Annotated in this window: 14 protein-coding genes; 9 read left to right on the top strand and 5 right to left on the bottom strand. The window is 58.7% G+C overall.

All coding sequences use genetic code 11. From position 1 onward, the window contains the following. Positions 1 to 52: 52 nt before the first annotated feature. The 4 genes from H9646_RS13080 to H9646_RS13095 form a co-directional block, all read right to left on the bottom strand. Positions 53 to 319 carry a BolA family protein gene (locus H9646_RS13080; RefSeq protein ID WP_191723809.1) on the bottom strand — a complete coding sequence of 89 codons (267 nt, stop codon included), beginning with the start codon at positions 317 to 319 and terminating at the stop codon, positions 53 to 55. After that, the gene (locus H9646_RS13085) at positions 312 to 875 is read right to left on the bottom strand and encodes a septation protein A (RefSeq protein WP_191723810.1); all 564 of its coding nucleotides are present in this window, start codon (positions 873 to 875) and stop codon (positions 312 to 314) included. Before H9646_RS13085 ends, H9646_RS13080 begins: the two co-directional genes overlap by 8 nt. A 120-nt stretch (positions 876 to 995) precedes the next feature. Continuing rightward, a complete protein-coding gene (gene msrB / locus H9646_RS13090; protein WP_191723811.1) occupies positions 996 to 1,490 on the bottom strand; it encodes a peptide-methionine (R)-S-oxide reductase MsrB in 495 nt (164 codons plus the stop codon). Next, positions 1,487 to 2,977, bottom strand: coding sequence for a protein adenylyltransferase SelO (locus H9646_RS13095; protein ID WP_191723812.1), 1,491 nt, complete (start codon positions 2,975 to 2,977; stop codon positions 1,487 to 1,489). The genes msrB and H9646_RS13095 overlap by 4 nt, the downstream gene beginning before the upstream one ends. A 211-nt stretch (positions 2,978 to 3,188) precedes the next feature. Between H9646_RS13095 and H9646_RS13100 the strand changes: the two genes are divergently transcribed. The 7 genes from H9646_RS13100 (at position 3,189) to H9646_RS13130 (ending at position 11,679) form a co-directional block, all read left to right on the top strand. After that, on the top strand, positions 3,189 to 4,826 hold the full coding sequence (locus tag H9646_RS13100; RefSeq protein WP_191723813.1) for a 3-(methylthio)propionyl-CoA ligase: 1,638 nt from the start codon (positions 3,189 to 3,191) through the stop codon (positions 4,824 to 4,826). Positions 4,827 to 5,101: 275 nt separating this feature from the next. After that, complete coding sequence (locus tag H9646_RS13105) at positions 5,102 to 6,337, top strand: branched-chain amino acid ABC transporter substrate-binding protein (RefSeq protein WP_191723814.1); 1,236 nt, start codon at positions 5,102 to 5,104, stop codon at positions 6,335 to 6,337. Between the two features lie 242 nt (positions 6,338 to 6,579). After that, positions 6,580 to 7,818, top strand: coding sequence for a branched-chain amino acid ABC transporter substrate-binding protein (locus tag H9646_RS13110; protein ID WP_191723815.1), 1,239 nt, complete (start codon positions 6,580 to 6,582; stop codon positions 7,816 to 7,818). A 52-nt stretch (positions 7,819 to 7,870) separates the two neighbouring features. Continuing rightward, positions 7,871 to 8,824: a branched-chain amino acid ABC transporter permease gene (locus tag H9646_RS13115; protein WP_191723816.1), complete on the top strand. Its 954-nt coding sequence runs from the start codon at positions 7,871 to 7,873 to the stop codon at positions 8,822 to 8,824. A gap of 27 nt (positions 8,825 to 8,851) precedes the next feature. Further along, the gene (locus tag H9646_RS13120; protein ID WP_191724060.1) at positions 8,852 to 10,189 is read left to right on the top strand and encodes a branched-chain amino acid ABC transporter permease; all 1,338 of its coding nucleotides are present in this window, start codon (positions 8,852 to 8,854) and stop codon (positions 10,187 to 10,189) included. After that, positions 10,189 to 10,971: an ABC transporter ATP-binding protein gene (locus H9646_RS13125; protein ID WP_191723817.1), complete on the top strand. Its 783-nt coding sequence runs from the start codon at positions 10,189 to 10,191 to the stop codon at positions 10,969 to 10,971. The genes H9646_RS13120 and H9646_RS13125 overlap by 1 nt, the downstream gene beginning before the upstream one ends. Positions 10,972 to 10,983: 12 nt before the next feature. Next, positions 10,984 to 11,679, top strand: a complete 696-nt coding sequence (locus tag H9646_RS13130) for an ABC transporter ATP-binding protein (RefSeq protein WP_191723818.1) — start codon at positions 10,984 to 10,986, stop codon at positions 11,677 to 11,679. Between the two features lie 165 nt (positions 11,680 to 11,844). On the opposite strand, the gene H9646_RS13135 is transcribed toward H9646_RS13130, so the two are convergent. Further along, positions 11,845 to 12,972 (bottom strand): high-affinity branched-chain amino acid ABC transporter substrate-binding protein, encoded by a 1,128-nt coding sequence (locus H9646_RS13135; RefSeq protein ID WP_191723819.1) that lies wholly within the window; start codon positions 12,970 to 12,972, stop codon positions 11,845 to 11,847. A 428-nt stretch (positions 12,973 to 13,400) separates the two neighbouring features. On the opposite strand from H9646_RS13135, the gene H9646_RS13140 reads away from it, so the two are divergent. Beyond that, the gene (locus H9646_RS13140; RefSeq protein ID WP_191723820.1) at positions 13,401 to 15,515 is read left to right on the top strand and encodes a 3-hydroxyacyl-CoA dehydrogenase NAD-binding domain-containing protein; all 2,115 of its coding nucleotides are present in this window, start codon (positions 13,401 to 13,403) and stop codon (positions 15,513 to 15,515) included. A 44-nt stretch (positions 15,516 to 15,559) separates the two neighbouring features. Beyond that, on the top strand, positions 15,560 to 16,735 hold the full coding sequence (locus H9646_RS13145) for an acetyl-CoA C-acyltransferase (RefSeq protein WP_191723821.1): 1,176 nt from the start codon (positions 15,560 to 15,562) through the stop codon (positions 16,733 to 16,735). Positions 16,736 to 16,889 lie beyond the last annotated feature (154 nt).

Consider the following 16,889-nt stretch of genomic DNA (forward strand, 5'->3'; position numbering starts at 1 on the left):
TAAGTGGTTGGTGCCCGCCAACGACCGTTGGCAGGTCTAGCTAATCGTCTGCTTACAGCACTTCAATCGCCAGGGCGTGCAATCCTTGGTCGATAAAGTGTTGCAAGGAATCATACACAACGCGGTGACGTGCAACACGGCTTTTGCCTTCAAAAGCAGGTGCAGCGATACGGACGCGAAAGTGCGTGCCAAAACCAGTGCCATTGGCCCCTGCATGGCCAGCGTGCGCTGCGCTTTCGTCAATCACTTGCAGTTGCGTGGGTGCAAGCTTGTCACGTAGCATTTGCTCGATGGCTGCGGCGGTGATGCCTTCACTCATTGCCCGGCTCCTTGGCCGAAGTCTGCTCGGGTTCCTTGAGGTAGCGGCCCAAGTACAGGGCCTGGCCTACGACAAATACCAGCATCAGGCCAATACCGCCAAACATCTTGAAGTTGACCCAGGCATCGGTATCAAAGTTAAAGGCCACCCACAGATTCAGTACGCCCATGACCGCAAAGAAGATGGTCCAGGCCCAGTTCAACGTGGTCCATACGGACTCTGGTAATTGCAGCTGCGCGCCCATCAGACTCTTCAAGAAATTTTTCTTGAAGATCAGATGACCGACCAGCAATGCGCCACCCATCAGCCAGTACAGCACGGTGGGTTTCCATTTGATGAAGTTTTCATCGTGGGCCAGCAACGTAGCGCCACCAAACAAAACAATCACACCCAGACTGAGCCACTGCATGGTTTCTACCTTGCCAGTTTTGATGCGCAGATAGGCTATTTGGATGATGGTGGCCACGATGGCAACGGCCGTGGCGGCGTAGATGCCCCAGACCTTGAAGGCCACGAAAAACAAAATAATGGGGAAAAAGTCGATCAGCAGTTTCATGAAATGCATTCGGACTGGGAGAAGCCCGCGGTCATGCGAAAAAGATGCCAAGCATGCCATAGCACTGCAGACATGCTGGCCCTAAAACCTTCAAGGCGCAGGCTTTCAGCGATGCAAAGGTCAATTGCTGCCATCACCACTGTCACCGCTGTCGGTGTGGGCGCTGTCCAGACTGTCTTCGTGCGGGGTGCAGGCGCTGCCCTGTGAGGCTGGGTCGTGAAAGTTCAGCGAGGCTGAATTCATGCAGTAGCGAAGCCCCGTTGGCTGGGGGCCGTCTTCAAACACATGACCCAAATGTGCGCCGCACTGGCTGCACACAGTTTCAGTGCGCACCATGTGGTGGCTGCGATCTACTATTTCGGTGATTGCCCCGGGAACGGCTTTGTAAAAACTGGGCCAGCCGCAACCGGCATCAAACTTGGTGTCGGAATGAAACAGCTGCGCACCACAGCAGACGCAGTGATAGCTGCCATCGGCCCAGTGCTGCTCGTACTTGCCCGTGAACGGGCGCTCTGTCGCCGCGTGGCGTGTGACCTGGTAGGCCACTGGTTCAGCACCCTGCGCTTGCAATGCTTCAAACCATTCGGTGTCGGTCTTTTGGATGGGGAATGTCATGACGAGCAACTGATCGCAATAGATGAGGCCCAGTCGGGCGGGAAATCAGCCCAGGCGCTGTGCGCTGGGTGATCGACAAAAGGCTGACTTAGCACCTGCTGCAATGATTGCACCATGCTGAAATCACCGGCTTGTGCGGCCCGAATGGCCAATTCACCGACGTGGTTGCGCAGCACAAAGGCCGGATTGGTGCTGAGCATTGCATGGGCATCCGGCGCTTTGCCTGTTTGGGCTGACAGCTCTTGATAGGTGAGCAACCAGCGGTCAAACGCAGCGGTATCTAAAAACAGCTCGCGTGCGCGCTCGTAATCGTTGTCTTGGGCGGACAGGGACAGACGGCGCCAGAAGATGGTGTGATCGACCCGGCTGGCGGCCAGAATGTCCAGCAACTGCCCAATGACGGGCGTGACCGCTGCCTCATGGCTGTCGGCGGCCGATGGCAGGCCCAGCTTGTGGCACATCAGGCGGCGAAATGCGTGGCTGAACGTGGGGCGGTAGGCCTCCAGCGCCTGCACGGTGATGTCTTCGTCTTCAATCAGCGGCAGCAGGGCCTGACCCAGACAGAACAGGTTCCAGTAGGCAACTTGCGGCTGCTTGTTGAATGCGTAGCGGCCCTGATGGTCACTGTGGTTGCAGATGTGGCTGGGGTCAAAAGCATCCAGAAACTGAAAGGGGCCGTAGTCAATCGTGAGACCCAAGATACTCATGTTGTCGGTGTTCATGACCCCATGGCAAAAGCCCACGGCCTGCCAGTGCGCCACCATCTGTGCGGTGCGCTGACCCACCTCATACAGCAGCGCTGCGTAGGCGTTGCCTGTGCTGGCGCTGCCACTTTGCCAGCCATTGCGGCAAGCGGGGTAGTAGCGGTCAATCACATAGTCGGCCAGCTGACGCAGCTCGTGGTGCATGTCGCGCGCGGCAAAGTGTTCAAAATGGCCAAAGCGCACAAAGCTGGGTGCCGCGCGGGTCACCACGGCGGCGGTCTCGGCTTCTTCGCGGTAGACGGGGCCATCTGACGCCGTCAGGCACAGTGCGCGTGTGGTGGGAATACCGAGCGCGTGCATGGCCTCACTGCATAAAAACTCGCGGATGCTCGAGCGCAGTACTGCCCGACCATCACCGCCACGTGAATAGGGCGTGCGGCCTGCGCCTTTGAGTTGCAGCTCCCAGCCTGCAGCGGTTTCACCCAGATGAATGGCCCGGCCATCACCCAGCTGGCCTGCCCACACGCCAAACTGGTGGCCGCTATAGACGCTTGCATAGGGCTGGCTGCCGGGCAATACGGTGTTGCCGGTGAAGGCTTGCAGGGCCGCATCGGTGTACAGAAACCCATCAGGCAAGCCTGCGAGACTGGCAACTTCAGGGCTGCGAGCCACCCATTGCGCATTGGGCAAGGGTGTGGGTTGTAAGTGGGTAAGGAAAGCGCTGCCAAGGCGGCCAAAGCCTTCTTGCCACGCTATGGCGCGAGAACCATCGGATGAATGCATGCAGCCATTGTGGCCAAGCTGTGAAACCTTGTTGCGTGCAGGAAATGGGCTGTGAAAAGCCGTCCAACTGGCACATTGGCGACACATGCATGCTGGAAAGCCCGCAATCGGCGCTGTGGGGGCTGCGCTTAGGATGCAGGATTAAAGTGTTGCCAGCCTGTGTGCTGGTGCAGCGCATGGTCTTTACTCGAACACCCAAGGAGCAACATCCATGCAAGGATTGATGCAAAACCAGCAGTTACTGATTTCGTCGTTGATTGAGTTTGCAGCACGGCACCACCATGATGCGCAGATCGTCTCTCGCCGTGTAGAAGGCGATATTCACCGTTATACCTATGCTGATCTGGGGGCGCGTGCCAAGCAGCTGGCCAATGCGCTGGATGGCCTGAAGCTGGCCCATGGTGACCGCGTGGCATCGATTGCGTGGAATGGCTACCGGCATATGGAGATGTACTTTGGCGTCAGTGGCTCTGGCCGCGTGCTGCACACCATCAACCCGCGCCTGCATCCGGAGCAGGTGGCCTGGATTGTGAACCACGCGGAAGATCAGGTGGTGTGCTTTGACATGACCTTCCTGCCTTTGGTGCAGGCGGTGCATGCCAAATGCCCCACCGTGCGCCAATGGGTGGCCTTGTGTGATGCCGACAAGCTGCCTGCGGACAGCGGCATTGCGGGGCTGATCAGCTATGAGGCGTGGATTGGCGGGCAGAGCAAAAACTACCGCTGGCCGCAGCTCGATGAAAACACCGCCTCCAGCATGTGCTACACCAGCGGCACTACAGGCAACCCCAAGGCGGCGCTGTACAGCCACCGCTCGACCGTATTGCATGCCTACGCTGCTGCACTGCCTGATGTGATGGGGCTGTCGGCGCGCGATGCGGTGCTGCCCGTGGTGCCCATGTTCCACGTCAACGCCTGGGGCATTCCGTATTCAGCAGCGCTGACAGGGGCCAAGGTTGTGTTCCCCGGCCCGGCGATGGACGGCAAATCGTTGTACGAATTGATGGAAGCGGAAGGGGTCACCTACGCTGCGGGCGTGCCCACGGTCTGGCAGATGCTGTTGAGCCATGTGCAGGCCAGCAAGCTGGGCTTTAGCACATTGCGCCGCACGGTGATTGGTGGTGCAGCCTGCCCGCCTGCCATGATTACCGCGTTTGAAGAGGGCTTGAACGTGAAGGTGCTGCACGCCTGGGGCATGACCGAGATGAGCCCGCTGGGCACGCTGTGCACGCTCAAGAACAAGCACTTGAAACTGTCCAAGGAAGACCAGTTCAAGATCAATCAAAAGCAAGGCCGCGCCATTTATGGCGTGGAGATGAAGATTGTGGATGCCGAGGGCAATGAGCAGCCCTGGGATGGAAAAACCTACGGAGACCTGCTGGTACGCGGGCCGTGGATCATTGAGCGTTACTTCAAGGGCGACAGCCCGCTGGTGATGGACGAGCAGGGCTTGGGCTGGTTCCCCACGGGAGACGTGGCCACCATCGATGAAGACGGTTTCATGCAAATCACCGACCGCACCAAAGACGTGATCAAGTCTGGCGGGGAGTGGATCAGCTCGATCGACATTGAAAACATTGCGATGGGCCACCCCGCAGTGGCCATGGCGGCCTGCGTGGGCATGCCGCATCCCAAGTGGGACGAGCGCCCAATAGTGGTGGTCTCTAAAAAGCCCGGTGCTGAATTGAGCCGCGAAGAGCTGCTGGCTTTTTACGAAGGCAAGACTGCCAAGTGGCAAATCCCGGATGACGTGGTGTTTCTGGATGCCATTCCGCTGGGTGCTACGGGCAAGATGCTCAAGACCAAGCTGCGGGAACAGCTCAAGGATTACAAGCTGCCATCGGCGTAGCTGGCGGTACAGCGGGGTTTGCTCCCCGCTGTTGACGATCTTTTAAATAAATGAGCGACTGGCGCTTGCCCTGCTTAGTTTTGCATGCTGAATGTATGTAAAGGTAAGTATGCATAAGCGTTGGGTGCTCTTTTTTTATGCAGGTTCCTACGGAGGGGGATAGTCCCAAGAGTGAAACCACCATGCGGTTTTCTCGGTGTACTGACTACGCTTGCTGGGTGTTTCGGTGAGTTCCTACCAGCCCTCAATCTATTCCTACAACGCAGGAGACAAGCATGCAGTTTGTGTTGAAGACCGTGGCCGCTTCCGTATTGCTCAGCTGCGCCGGTGCCTCGATGGCCCAGCAAGGCGAGACCGTCAAGATCGCATGGTTAGACCCGCTGTCCGGCCTGATGGCGGCGCTGGGCACCAACCAGATGAAAAGCTGGCAGTACCTGGCTGAAGAGTTCAGCAAGAACAACCCGGCCGGCGTGAAGTTTGAAATCATCGCCATCGACAACAAACTCAGCCCGCAGGAGACCACCAGCGCATTGCGCTCAGCCATGGATCAGGGCGTGCGCTACGTGGTGCAGGGCAATGGCTCTGGTCCGGCGCTGGCCATCATGGATGCGCTGGAAAAGCACAACGCCCGCAACAAGGGCAAGGAAGTGGTGTACCTGAACTACGCCGCAGTAGACCCTGACCTGACCAACAGCAAATGCAGCTACTGGCACTTCCGGCTGGATGCCGACACCTCCATGAAGATGGAGGCGCTGACCTCGTACCTGAAAGACGTGCCCGAGGTCAAAAAGGTCTATCTGATCAACCAGAACTATGCGCACGGCCACCAGGTCAGCAAGTACGCCAAGGAGATGCTGCAGCGCAAACGCCCTGACGTTGAAATTGTGGGTGACGATATGGCACCTTTGGCACAGGTGCGTGACTTCGCACCCTACATTGCAAAGATCAAGCAGTCAGGTGCTGACAGCGTTATTACCGGCAACTGGGGCTCTGACCTGTCGCTGCTGATCAAGGCGGCCAACGATGCGGGGCTGAACAACGTCAAGTTCTACACCTACTACGCGGTGGCCACTGGTTCGCCCACGGCCATGGGTGCAGGCGCTGCGGGCCGTGTGTATTCGGTGGGTTACTCGTACACCAACATGCCGGGGCCCATCAACAACGTCATCAAGGGCTTCAAGGCCAAATTCAACGATGACATGTACACCGGTGCGGTCTACCACGGCTTTGCCATCCTGACGGAGGCTTTCCAGCGCGCCAAGAGCACCGATCCCGTGAAGGTGGCCGCTGCCATGGAGGGCATGAAGTTCAAGAGCTTCAACGGTGATGTCGAAATGCGCAAGCAAGACCACCAGTTGCAGCAGGGCCTGTACATCAGCCGCTGGGAAAAAACCGATGCCCAGAACCCCATCGACATGGAAAACACCGGCTACACCTTCAAGCAGGTGAAGTACTTTGAGCCCTATGTGGCCAGCACGCCCACCTCGTGCCAGATGAAGCGACCCTCATGACGGCATAACTGGCCAGTGAACTTCGCAAAGGGGCGCGAGGTGCCCCTTTTTTTTGCCTGAAATCAGGCAAAACACGGTTTTTCGGTCTGATCGGTGGTTATTTGTTGTCAATGTGTCAAGGATTGCGGCCAAGTCGCATGCGCGATAGTTTCTAAGGCATTCCCCGAGGAGGCGTTGTCATTCAGGCGTTAGTCTGGTGCCAATACAGATATCCGAATCAAGCGGAAAAAGGAGGCAGAGTCATGAAGTGGATCGTGCATTCGGTGGCGGCAGCCTCGGCCATGCTAGTCTGTGCGTCGGGGGCCTGGGCGCAAAAGGGCGAGACCGTGAAGATCGGCTGGATCGACCCGTTGTCAGGCCTGATGGCCGCCGTGGGCACGAACCAGCTCAAGACTTTCCAGCTGATGGCCGAGGACTTCAACAGGAAGAACGCCTCGGGCGTGAGGTTCGAGATCATCCCGCTGGACAACAAGCTCAGCCCGCAGGAAACCACGGCCGTGCTGCGCTCGGCCATGGATCAGGGCGCGCGCTACGTGGTGCAAGGCAATGGCTCGGGTCCGGCGCTGGCCATCATGGATGCGCTGGATAAGCACAACGCGCGCAACAAGGGCAAGGAAGTCGTCTACCTGAACTACGCCGCAGTAGACCCTGACCTGACTAACAGCAAGTGCAGCTACTGGCATTTTCGCCTGGATGCCGACACTTCCATGAAGATGGAGGCGCTGACGACCTATATGAAGGACGTGCCCGAGGTCAAGAAGGTCTACCTGATCAACCAGAACTACTCGCACGGTCAGCAGGTCTCCAAATACGCCAAGGAAATGCTCAAGGCCAAGCGGCCCGACGTGCAGGTGGTGGGTGACGATTTCGCGCCGCTGGCACAAGTGCGCGACTTTGCGCCCTACATCGCCAAGATCAAGCAGTCAGGCGCCGACACGGTGATCACGGGCAACTGGGGCTCGGACCTGTCGCTGCTGCTCAAGGCCGCCAATGACGCGGGGCTGAACAACGTCAAGTTCTACACCTACTACGCCTTCGGTTCGGGCTCGCCCACGGCCATGGGCGCGGCCTCCGACGGCAAGGTTTACACCGTGGGTTACGGCCACTACAACATGGGCGGCCCCATCCAGCCTCTGATGGCCGAGTTCAAGAAAAAGATGAACGACGACCTCACGCAAAGCTCGATCTACCACGTGTTCACGCTGCTGGATGCGGCGTTTGCCAAGACCGGCGGCACCGATCCCGTCAAGGTGGCGGCGGCGCTGGAAGGCATCAAGGTCAAGAGCTTCAATGGCGAAGTGGAGATGCGCAAGAGCGACCACCAACTGCAGCAGGGCCTGTACATCACGCGCTGGGAAAAGGCCGGCGGCAAGAACCCCTATGACGCCGAGAACACGGGCTACACCTTCGCTCCGGTGAAGTACTTCGAGCCCTATGTGGCCAGCACGCCCACCTCGTGCCAGATGAAGCGCCCGTCCTGAGTCGGATCCAAACCGCTCTCTGTCCCCAACGCTCCGAAACCAAGGCCTTTCGATGACGCTTGAGTTCTTCACCATATCGCTGCTCAACGGCGTGAGCTATGGACTGCTGCTGTTCATGCTCAGCTCGGGGCTGACGCTGATCTTCAGCATGATGGGCGTTCTCAATTTCGCCCACACCAGCTTCTACATGCTGGGCGCTTACTTTGGCTACATGCTCTCCGGGGTCATCGGTTTCTGGCCAGCGCTGCTCATTGCACCGTTGCTGGTGGGTGTGCTGGGCGCTGTGTTTGAGCGCTACAGCCTGCGCAAAGTGCACAAGTACGGCCACGTGCCCGAGCTGCTGGTGACGTTTGGCCTGTCATACCTGATTTTGGAAGTGGTGCAACTGGTCTGGGGCCGCAGTGCCGTGCCTTACGCCTTGCCCGCCGCGCTGCAGGGGCCGCTGTTTACGCTGTATGGCACGCAGTTCCCCAAATCGCGCTCGTTCATCATGCTGCTGGCGCTGCTCATGCTGCTGGCCGTGTGGCTGGTGCTGACCCGCACACGCATTGGGCTGGTCATTCAGGCGGCCCTGAAAAAACCTGAAATGGTGGAGGCGCTGGGCCACAACGTGCCGCGCGTTTTCATGCTGGTGTTTGGCGGTGGCTGTGCACTGGCCGGGCTGGCCGGTGTGATTGGCGGCAACACCTACATGACTGAGCCATCGATGGCCATGTCGGTAGGCTCCATCATCTTTGTGGTGGTGGTTGTGGGGGGGCTGGGCTCGCTGGCCGGCGCGTTTCTGGCCTCGCTGCTCATTGGCATTGTGCAGACCTTTGCGGTGGCGCTGGACTACTCCTGGGCTTCGCTGTTTAACAGCATGGGCATGAACCTGACGCCCGACAGCTTTGGCTGGCCCGTGCTCAGCCTGACGATTTCGCAGATGGCGCCCATCCTGCCGTATCTGTTCCTGGTACTCATGCTCATCTTCCGCCCCAAGGGCCTGATGGGTACGCGGGAGGACTGAGCCATGTCCGCCATATTGCATCCGCAAATGCGCAACGAAACCATGCCTGTTGCCGGGCAAGCTGCCATGAATGTGCCTGACTACTACCGTTTTAAGCCCTTGAATGTGGGGCGCGTCATTGTCTGGGGCGTGTTCGCGCTGCTGCTGATTGCGGCCCCCCATGTATTTACCAGCTCGCTGGCGCTGACCATGCTCAGCCAGATGGGTTACGCCATCATCATTTGCCTGTCCTACAACATCTTGCTGGGGCAGGGCGGCATGCTCAGCTTTGGGCATGCGGTGTATACGGGGCTGGGCTCGTTCATTGCCATTCATGCCATGAACCGCGCCGCTGGCGGGCATTTGCCCATTCCCGTGTGGTTGATTCCGATTGTGGGCGGCTTGGCCGGCATGTTCTTTGCCGCGCTGCTGGGCTGGGTGACCACCAGAAAATCAGGCACAACCTTCGCCATGATCACGCTCGGTGTGGGCGAGCTGGTGGCCTCGATGGCGCTGATGTTCCCCGGCTTTTTCGGGGGCGAAGGCGGCATCACCACCGACCGCGTGTACGGCCCCACATTTTTTGGCGCAGATTTTGGCCCGGGCATACAGGTGTACTACCTGATCGCGTTTTACTGCTTTGTCTGCACGGCGCTGATGTTTGCCTTCACCGCCACACCGCTGGGCCGCATGCTCAACGCAGTGCGCGACAACCCCGAGCGCGTGGCCTTTGTGGGTTACAGCACGCAGCGTGTGCGCTATATGGGCTTCATCATTGCCGGCTTTTTTGCCGGTATTGGCGGGGGGCTGGCGGCCATCAACTTTGAGATCGTCACTGCCATGGACAGCGTGAGCATCATCCGCTCGGGCACCTATTTGCTGTTCACTTTTTTTGGGGGCGCCACCTTTTTCTTTGGCCCCATCATCGGCGGCGTGCTGCTGGTGCTGGCCACCGTGTTCCTGTCTGAAATTACCAAGGCCTGGATGCTGTACCTGGGGCTGGTGTTCCTGTTCATGGTGATGTATGCGCCCGGTGGCATTGCCGGCCTGATCATGATGAATCTGCGCCTTGCCAAATACGGCAAGCTGGGCCGCATCTTTGGTGCGTATCTGGCGCTGCTGGGCACGGGGCTGGCCATGGTGGTGGGCTTTGCTGCGCTGGTGGAAATGCTCTACCACCTGCAGCTCAACAGCGGGCTGGGCAGTGAGCTGCGCTTCATGGGCACCACACTCAATGTGCACAGTGTGGACAGCTGGGTGGGCGCTGGTTTGATCTTTCTGACAGGGCTGGGCCTGTTTGAGCTGGTGCGCAGGCAGTACATGCGCCAGTGGGGAGAGATTCAGGAAGAAATTGAACATGACATCCAGCGTAGGGAGTCCGTCTGATGAGCGCCGCAACACCTTATGCGCTGGAGCTGCGCGATCTGCGCAAAAGCTTTGGCAAGACCGAAATCATCCGTGGTGCCAACCTGGCTGTGCAGGCCGGTGAGCGCGTGGCCATCATCGGCCCCAATGGCGCTGGCAAGAGCACCTTGTTCAACCTGATCAGCGGGCGCTTTGCCCCCACCAGCGGCGATGTACTGCTGCACGGCCAGTCCATCAACGGCAAAGAGCCGTACGAGATCAACCGTCTGGGCCTGTCGCGCAGCTTTCAGATCACCAACATCTTTCCCAAGCTCAGCGTGTTTGAAAACCTGCGCTGCGGGGTGCTGTGGAGCATGGGTTACCGCTACACCTTTTTGCGGTTTCTGTCGCGCATGGATGCGGTCAATGAACGCGCCAAGCAGTTGATGGAGCAGATCGGGCTGCAGAAAAAACGCGATGAGCTGGCCGTGAACCTGACGTACGCCGAGCAGCGCGCGCTGGAGATCGGCATCACCATTGCCGGCGGTGCCGATGTGATCTTGCTGGACGAGCCCACCGCGGGCATGAGCAACAGTGAAACGCGGCGCTTTATCCAGCTCATCCGCGAAGTGACCGAAGGCAAAACCTTGCTGACGGTAGAGCACGACATGGGTGTGGTGTTTGGGCTGGCCGACAAGATTGCCGTGGTGGTTTATGGCGAGGTGATTGCCTTTGATACGCCCGAAAACGTGCGTGCCAATGCCCGCGTGCAAGAGGCGTATCTGGGCTCAGCGGTGGCCGATGAGCAAGCGGCTTTGCATTGAGAGGAATGTGCCATGTTGAAGATTAATAACTTGCACGCCTACTACGGCAAAAGCCATGTGCTGCACGGTGTAGATTTTGAGGTGCAGCCCGGTGAGATTGTGGCCCTGCTGGGGCGCAATGGATCGGGCCGCTCCACCACCGCCAAGGCCATCATGGGGCTGGTGGACTGGGAAGGTGATATCGAGTGGAAAACCCAGCGTCTGGATGGCAAGAAGGCGTTTGAGATTGCCCATCTGGGCCTGGGTTATGTGCCCGAAAGCCGCGACGTGTTCCCGAACCTGACCGTGCACCAGAACTTGCTGCTGGGCCAGAAAGGCCGCGGCAAAGGCAGCCGCTGGACTTTTGATGACATGTACGCCATGTTTCCGCGCCTCAAGGAGCGCCAGCACACCGAGGCGGGTGTCATGTCGGGGGGCGAGCAGCAAATGCTGACCCTGTGCCGCACCCTGATGGGAGATCCCGATCTCATCATCATCGATGAGCCCACCGAAGGCCTTGCGCCCAAAATTGTGGAACTGGTGGGCGAGTACCTCAAAAAGATCAAGGAGCGTGGCGTCTCAGTACTGCTGATTGAGCAAAAGCTCACCATTGCCATGCGCATCTCGGACCGTGCACTGGTCATGGGCCACGGGGCCATTGTGTTTGACGGCACACCCCAGTCGCTCAACAGCAATCAGCACATTCGCAAGGAATGGCTGGAGGTTTGAAACTATAGCTTTCAGCGCGCTTGTACATTGGTTTTCAGTATTAAAACTATTGGAAAACACCAGTAGGTAAGCGCTGGCAGCTCTTATTTCTAATGTGCTCTGCAATGGCGCATATAAAAAAAGGCACCGCAAGGTGCCCTTTTTGTGGGTGGGTTAAACACTCAATCATTTCACCTGTGTGCGGCTGCCATCTTTGGCCAGCTTGAACACCACAAACTCGAAGTCCTTCAAATCGCCCTTGGCATCAAAGGCCACCTTGCCAATGGCGGTGTCAAAGGTGTTGGCGTGCATGTAGTCAGCCACTTTCTTGGCATCGGCGCCCACGGCCTTCATCGACTTGTCCAGCACTTGCAGGGCTGCGTAGGCAGGCATCTGGTAGGCACCGTTGGCAGAGCGGTTGGCCTTTTTGAAGGCCTCCACAATGCCCTTGTTCTCAGGGCGCTGGCTGAAGTCAGCCGGGAAGGTAAACATCATGCCTTCCACTGCCGGGCCGGCGATTTCAATCAGGCCCTGGTTGAATGCACCTTCTGCGCCTACAAACTGTGTCTTCAGACCTTGCTCTTTGGCCTGGCGCAGCAGCAGGCCCATTTCTGGGTGGTAGCCACCAAAGAACACCACGTCCACCTTGGCGCTCTTGAGCTTGGTGATGACGGCGGAGTAATCGCTGTCACCGGCGTTCAGGCCGTCATACATCACCACGGGGGCTTTGAGCTTGTCCAGCGTGTTTTTCACGTGCTGGGCCACACCGGCACCGTAGGTTTGCTTGTCGTGCAGCACGGCCACAGCCTTGGGCTTGAGCTTTTCTGCAATGAACTTGGCAGCGAAAGGCCCTTGCTGGTCATCGCGGCCAATGGTGCGAAAGAAGTAGTGGCCTTTGAGGCCGTCGGTCACCTGCGGGGCTGTGGCACCGGGGGTGATGGCCACAATGCCTTCTTCTTCATAAATCTTCGAGGCCGGAATAGTCACGCCCGAGCACACGTGGGCGACCGCAAATTTGGCCCCGGAGTTGAGCACACGGTTGGCAGCGGGTACGGCTTGCTTGGGTTCGCAGGCATCGTCCACAAACACGGGCTTGTACTCGCGGCCATTCATGCCGCCTGCGGCGTTCATGGTTTCTATAGCGGTCAGCAAACCGGCTTTCACTTCATCGCCGTACTGGGTGTTGGGGCCCGTCATGGGGATCGGAACACCGATCAAAATGGGTTCGGCCGCGTGGGCGCTGAGGGAGGCTGCGCCCATCAAGGTGGCGGCGGCCCAGGATGTGCTCAGGCGGATGAATGTTTTGCGTTGCATATTGGAGTGAGCCTTCCGTAAATAGCTTGGGATTGCGTGTGCCCGCTGCACGCGCAATGCACATTGTTGGGGCGGCGCTTGGGCGCATGGGTATGGGTTTCCCCAGCGTTTTATTGCAGCCACACCCACAAGGCACGGCATGTGCAGTTGATGCAAACAAACTGTCGCAAGAAGTGAGCCACGCGTGAGCACATGGCATGCCGTTGATCGGATTTATGGCGTCAGAAAGCAGGGTGGCACCCCGGTCTTTTCTGATAAAGAACAAACGCTGTGTGACTGCATAGTTCCGCTGTTCGGAACTTGCCTTTTGAGGCATGTCCCAATCGAGACAATTCGAGGGCAAAACGCGATAGCGCTCACTGGCATCCCTTCCTAGAATGAATTGCAGAACGCCCGTTCTTTTTTCATAGAACTGAAGGAGACAAGCCATGACGGCTGAATACAAGGTTCACGGCGCAGTGGCCGTGATCACGCTCAACAACCCGCCTGTCAATGGTCTGGGTTTGTCCACCCGCCGTGCCGTGATTGAAGGCTTGAACAAGGCCAACGCCGATGCTGCGGTGCAAGCCATCGTGATCACGGGTGCAGGCAAGGCGTTCTCGGGCGGCGCTGACATCAAGGAATTTGGCAAAGAGTCGGCTTTGCAAGAACCCAACTTGCACACTGTGATTGCGCAGCTCGAGCATTCGAGCAAGCCCGTTGTGGCCGCCATTCACTCCGTGTGCATGGGCGGTGGGCTGGAGCTGGCCCTGGGTTGTCACTACCGCATGGCGGCACCCGGCACCCTTGTTGCTTTGCCTGAAGTCAAGCTGGGTCTGCTGCCCGGCGCGGGTGGCACACAAAGGCTGCCACGCGCGATTGGGGTGGAGCCGGCGCTGAACATGATCGTCAGTGGTGAATCCATTCAGAGCGACATGCTGGCGCAAATTCCGGGGCAAAAGCTGTTTGACAAACTCTCGGGCAGCGCGCAGACGCTGGCGGCAGAGGTCTTGATCTTTGCACAGGAAGTAGGCGAGCGGCACGTGGCAGGCAACGAGCCTCTGCCCCTGGTGCGCGACCTCCAGTGCAAGCATCCCAAAGGCGATGCCTACTTTGGCTTTGTGCGCAACATGGTCAAGGGCATGTCCAAGAATTACCCCGCACCACTCAAGTGTGTGGATGCGGTGCAAGCGGCCACCAAGCGCAAATTCCAGGATGGCCTGGACTTTGAGCGCGAGCTGTTCGTGAACCTGATGTGGACGCCCGAGTCGCGCGCACTGCGCCACCTGTTCATGGCCGAGCGCGCCACCACCAAGATTGCCGATATTCCAGCCGATACACCCGTGCGCAACATCCAGAAGGTGGGCGTGATTGGTGCGGGCACCATGGGTGGCGGCATCAGCATGAACTTCCTGAATGCCGGTATTCCGGTCACTATTTTGGAGACCAAAGCCGAAGCGCTGGAGCGCGGCGTGGCCACCATCAAGAAGAACTACGAAGCGCAGGTCAAGAAGGGCAAGCTCAAGGAAGACAAGTACGCACAGCGCATGGCGCTGCTGAGCACCACGCTGAGCTATGACGACCTCAAAGACTGTGACCTGATCATTGAGGCCGTGTTTGAAGAGCTGGGCGTTAAGGAGATCGTGTTCAAGCAACTGGATGCAGTGGCCAAGCCCGGTGCCATTTTGGCCTCCAACACATCAACGCTGGACGTGGACAAGATTGCGGCTTTCACCAGCCGCCCACAAGACGTGGTGGGCATGCACTTCTTCAGTCCTGCCAACGTCATGAAACTGCTGGAAGTGGTGCGCGGCAAGGCCACCGCCAAAGACGTGATGGCCACCGTCATGCAGATCGCCAAGAAGATCAAAAAGACCGCCGTGGTCTCGGGCGTGTGCGATGGTTTCATTGGCAACCGCATGATTGAGCAGTACAGCCGCCAGGCTGGCTTTTTGCTGGATGAAGGTGCCACGCCCCAGCAAGTGGACAAAGCCGCAGAAAAATTTGGCTTTGCCATGGGGCCATTTCGCATGGGCGACCTGGCGGGCAACGACATTGGCTGGGCCATCCGCAAGCGCCGCGTAGTCGAAAAACCCGGCATGAAGTACAGCGCCAGTGCTGACCGCCTGTGTGAGCTGGGCCGCTTTGGGCAGAAAACCGGCAAAGGCTGGTATGACTACCAGGCCGGCAAGCGCGATGCCATCCCCAGCCAGGAAGTGCTGGACATGATTGATGCGCACCGCAAGGCCATCGGCATCACGCCGCGCAAGATTTCAGACGAAGAAATCGTGCAGCGCCTGGTGTTCTCGCTGGTCAACGAAGGCGCTCACATTCTGGAAGACGGCATTGCCAGCAAGTCCGGTGACATCGACATGGTGTATCTGACTGGATACGGCTTTCCTATCTACCGCGGTGGCCCCATGCATTACGCCAGCGAGCTTGGCCTGATCAACGTGGTGCAAGCCATGCAGCGCTTTGCTCAGAACCCGCACGACGATGCCAAATTCTGGCAGCCCGCACCTTTGCTGGCGCGTCTGGCCGCTGAAGGCCAGCGCTTTGCGTAAGCGGTGTGTGCCGCTTGAACTGTACGAGTTAAAGGATTGAAGTTATGACATCCGCTGTGATTGTTTCTACCGCGCGCACCCCGCTGGCCAAGAGCTGGAAGGGTTCGTTCAATATGACGTATGGCCCCACGCTGGGTGGCCACGTCGTGCAACACGCTGTGCAGCGTGCAGGCATTGACGGTGCCGATGTGGAAGATGTGGTGATGGGCCTGTCGCTGCCCGAAGGCACGACGGGTGGCAACGTTGCCCGCCTGATTGCCGTGCGTGCAGGCCTGCCTGTGACGACGTCGGGCATGACCATCAACCGCTTTTGCTCTTCGGGCCTGCAGGCCATTGCCCTGGCTTCGCAACGCATCATTGCGGGTGAAAACGAGGTGCTGGTGGCCGGTGGCCTGGAAAGCATTTCCTGCGTGCAGCAGGAAGTGAACCAGCATATGGCGCATGACCCTGAGCTGACCAAGATGAAGCCCGAGATCTACTGGTCCATGCTGCAAACGGCCGAGCAAGTGGCCAAGCGCTACAACATCGGTCGCGAAGCCATGGACGAGTACGGCGCAGCCAGCCAGCAAAAAGCCTGCGCAGCGCAAGCTGCCGGGCTGTTTGATGCCGAAATTGCCCCCATCACCGTCACCATGGGTGTCGCCGACAAAGTCATGGGCCTGACCACCAAGCAAGTCACCGTCAGCAAAGACGAGGGCACCCGCGAAGGCACGACTGTGGAGGCTATTTCCGGCCTGCGCAGCGCCTTGCCCGGTGGCTTGATCACGGCGGGCAACGCCAGCCAGTTCTCTGACGGTGCCGGTGCCTGTGTGGTGGTGCACGAAGACTATGCCAGCAAGAAGGGCCTGCAACCCATTGGCCGCTTTCTGGGCTTTGCGGTGGCTGGCTGCGAGCCCGATGAAATGGGTATTGGCCCGGTGTTCGCCATTCCCAAGGTGCTCAAAAAGCTGGGTCTTAAGGTGCAGGACATTGACCTGTGGGAGCTCAACGAAGCATTTGCCGTACAGGTGATCTACTGCCGCGACAAGCTGGGCATTCCCAACGAAAAGCTCAATGTCAATGGTGGCGCAATTGCCTTGGGCCACCCCTATGGTGTCTCGGGCCAGCGCCTCACAGGCCATGCACTGATCGAAGGCAAGCGCCGTGGCGGCAAGCTGGTGTGCGTGACCATGTGCATTGGCGGGGGCATGGGCGCTGCCGGTGTGTTTGAAGTCCTGTAAGTCACGGCCTGGCGTCAGGAGTCGCCGTTGCCAAAGCCGGTCGTAGCGCTGCTGCTGACTGCGCTTTGGCGCCTGGTCTCCACCACCCATCTGCGATGGGCTGGCGCTACGACGTGCCTTGGGGCCGCAGGAATCTGAGCCGCCGCACCTTGAT

Origin of the sequence: Comamonas avium, assembly GCF_014836675.1 — a bacterium.
Taxonomy (GTDB): domain Bacteria; phylum Pseudomonadota; class Gammaproteobacteria; order Burkholderiales; family Burkholderiaceae_C; genus Comamonas; species Comamonas avium.

What these genes read in the sequence shown, in the direction of transcription:
- H9646_RS13140 (WP_191723820.1), top strand. Translation starts at nt 13,401, where the DNA reads ATGACGGCTGAATACAAGGTTCACGGCGCAGTGGCCGTGATCACGCTC.
- H9646_RS13125 (WP_191723817.1), top strand. Translation starts at nt 10,189, where the DNA reads ATGAGCGCCGCAACACCTTATGCGCTGGAGCTGCGCGATCTGCGCAAA.
- msrB (WP_191723811.1), bottom strand. Translation starts at nt 1,490, where the DNA reads ATGACATTCCCCATCCAAAAGACCGACACCGAATGGTTTGAAGCATTG.
- H9646_RS13105 (WP_191723814.1), top strand. Translation starts at nt 5,102, where the DNA reads ATGCAGTTTGTGTTGAAGACCGTGGCCGCTTCCGTATTGCTCAGCTGC.
- H9646_RS13130 (WP_191723818.1), top strand. Translation starts at nt 10,984, where the DNA reads ATGTTGAAGATTAATAACTTGCACGCCTACTACGGCAAAAGCCATGTG.
- H9646_RS13080 (WP_191723809.1), bottom strand. Translation starts at nt 319, where the DNA reads ATGAGTGAAGGCATCACCGCCGCAGCCATCGAGCAAATGCTACGTGAC.
- H9646_RS13135 (WP_191723819.1), bottom strand. Translation starts at nt 12,972, where the DNA reads ATGCAACGCAAAACATTCATCCGCCTGAGCACATCCTGGGCCGCCGCC.
- H9646_RS13100 (WP_191723813.1), top strand. Translation starts at nt 3,189, where the DNA reads ATGCAAGGATTGATGCAAAACCAGCAGTTACTGATTTCGTCGTTGATT.
- H9646_RS13085 (WP_191723810.1), bottom strand. Translation starts at nt 875, where the DNA reads ATGAAACTGCTGATCGACTTTTTCCCCATTATTTTGTTTTTCGTGGCC.
- H9646_RS13110 (WP_191723815.1), top strand. Translation starts at nt 6,580, where the DNA reads ATGAAGTGGATCGTGCATTCGGTGGCGGCAGCCTCGGCCATGCTAGTC.
- H9646_RS13120 (WP_191724060.1), top strand. Translation starts at nt 8,852, where the DNA reads ATGCGCAACGAAACCATGCCTGTTGCCGGGCAAGCTGCCATGAATGTG.
- H9646_RS13115 (WP_191723816.1), top strand. Translation starts at nt 7,871, where the DNA reads ATGACGCTTGAGTTCTTCACCATATCGCTGCTCAACGGCGTGAGCTAT.
- H9646_RS13095 (WP_191723812.1), bottom strand. Translation starts at nt 2,977, where the DNA reads ATGCATTCATCCGATGGTTCTCGCGCCATAGCGTGGCAAGAAGGCTTT.
- H9646_RS13145 (WP_191723821.1), top strand. Translation starts at nt 15,560, where the DNA reads ATGACATCCGCTGTGATTGTTTCTACCGCGCGCACCCCGCTGGCCAAG.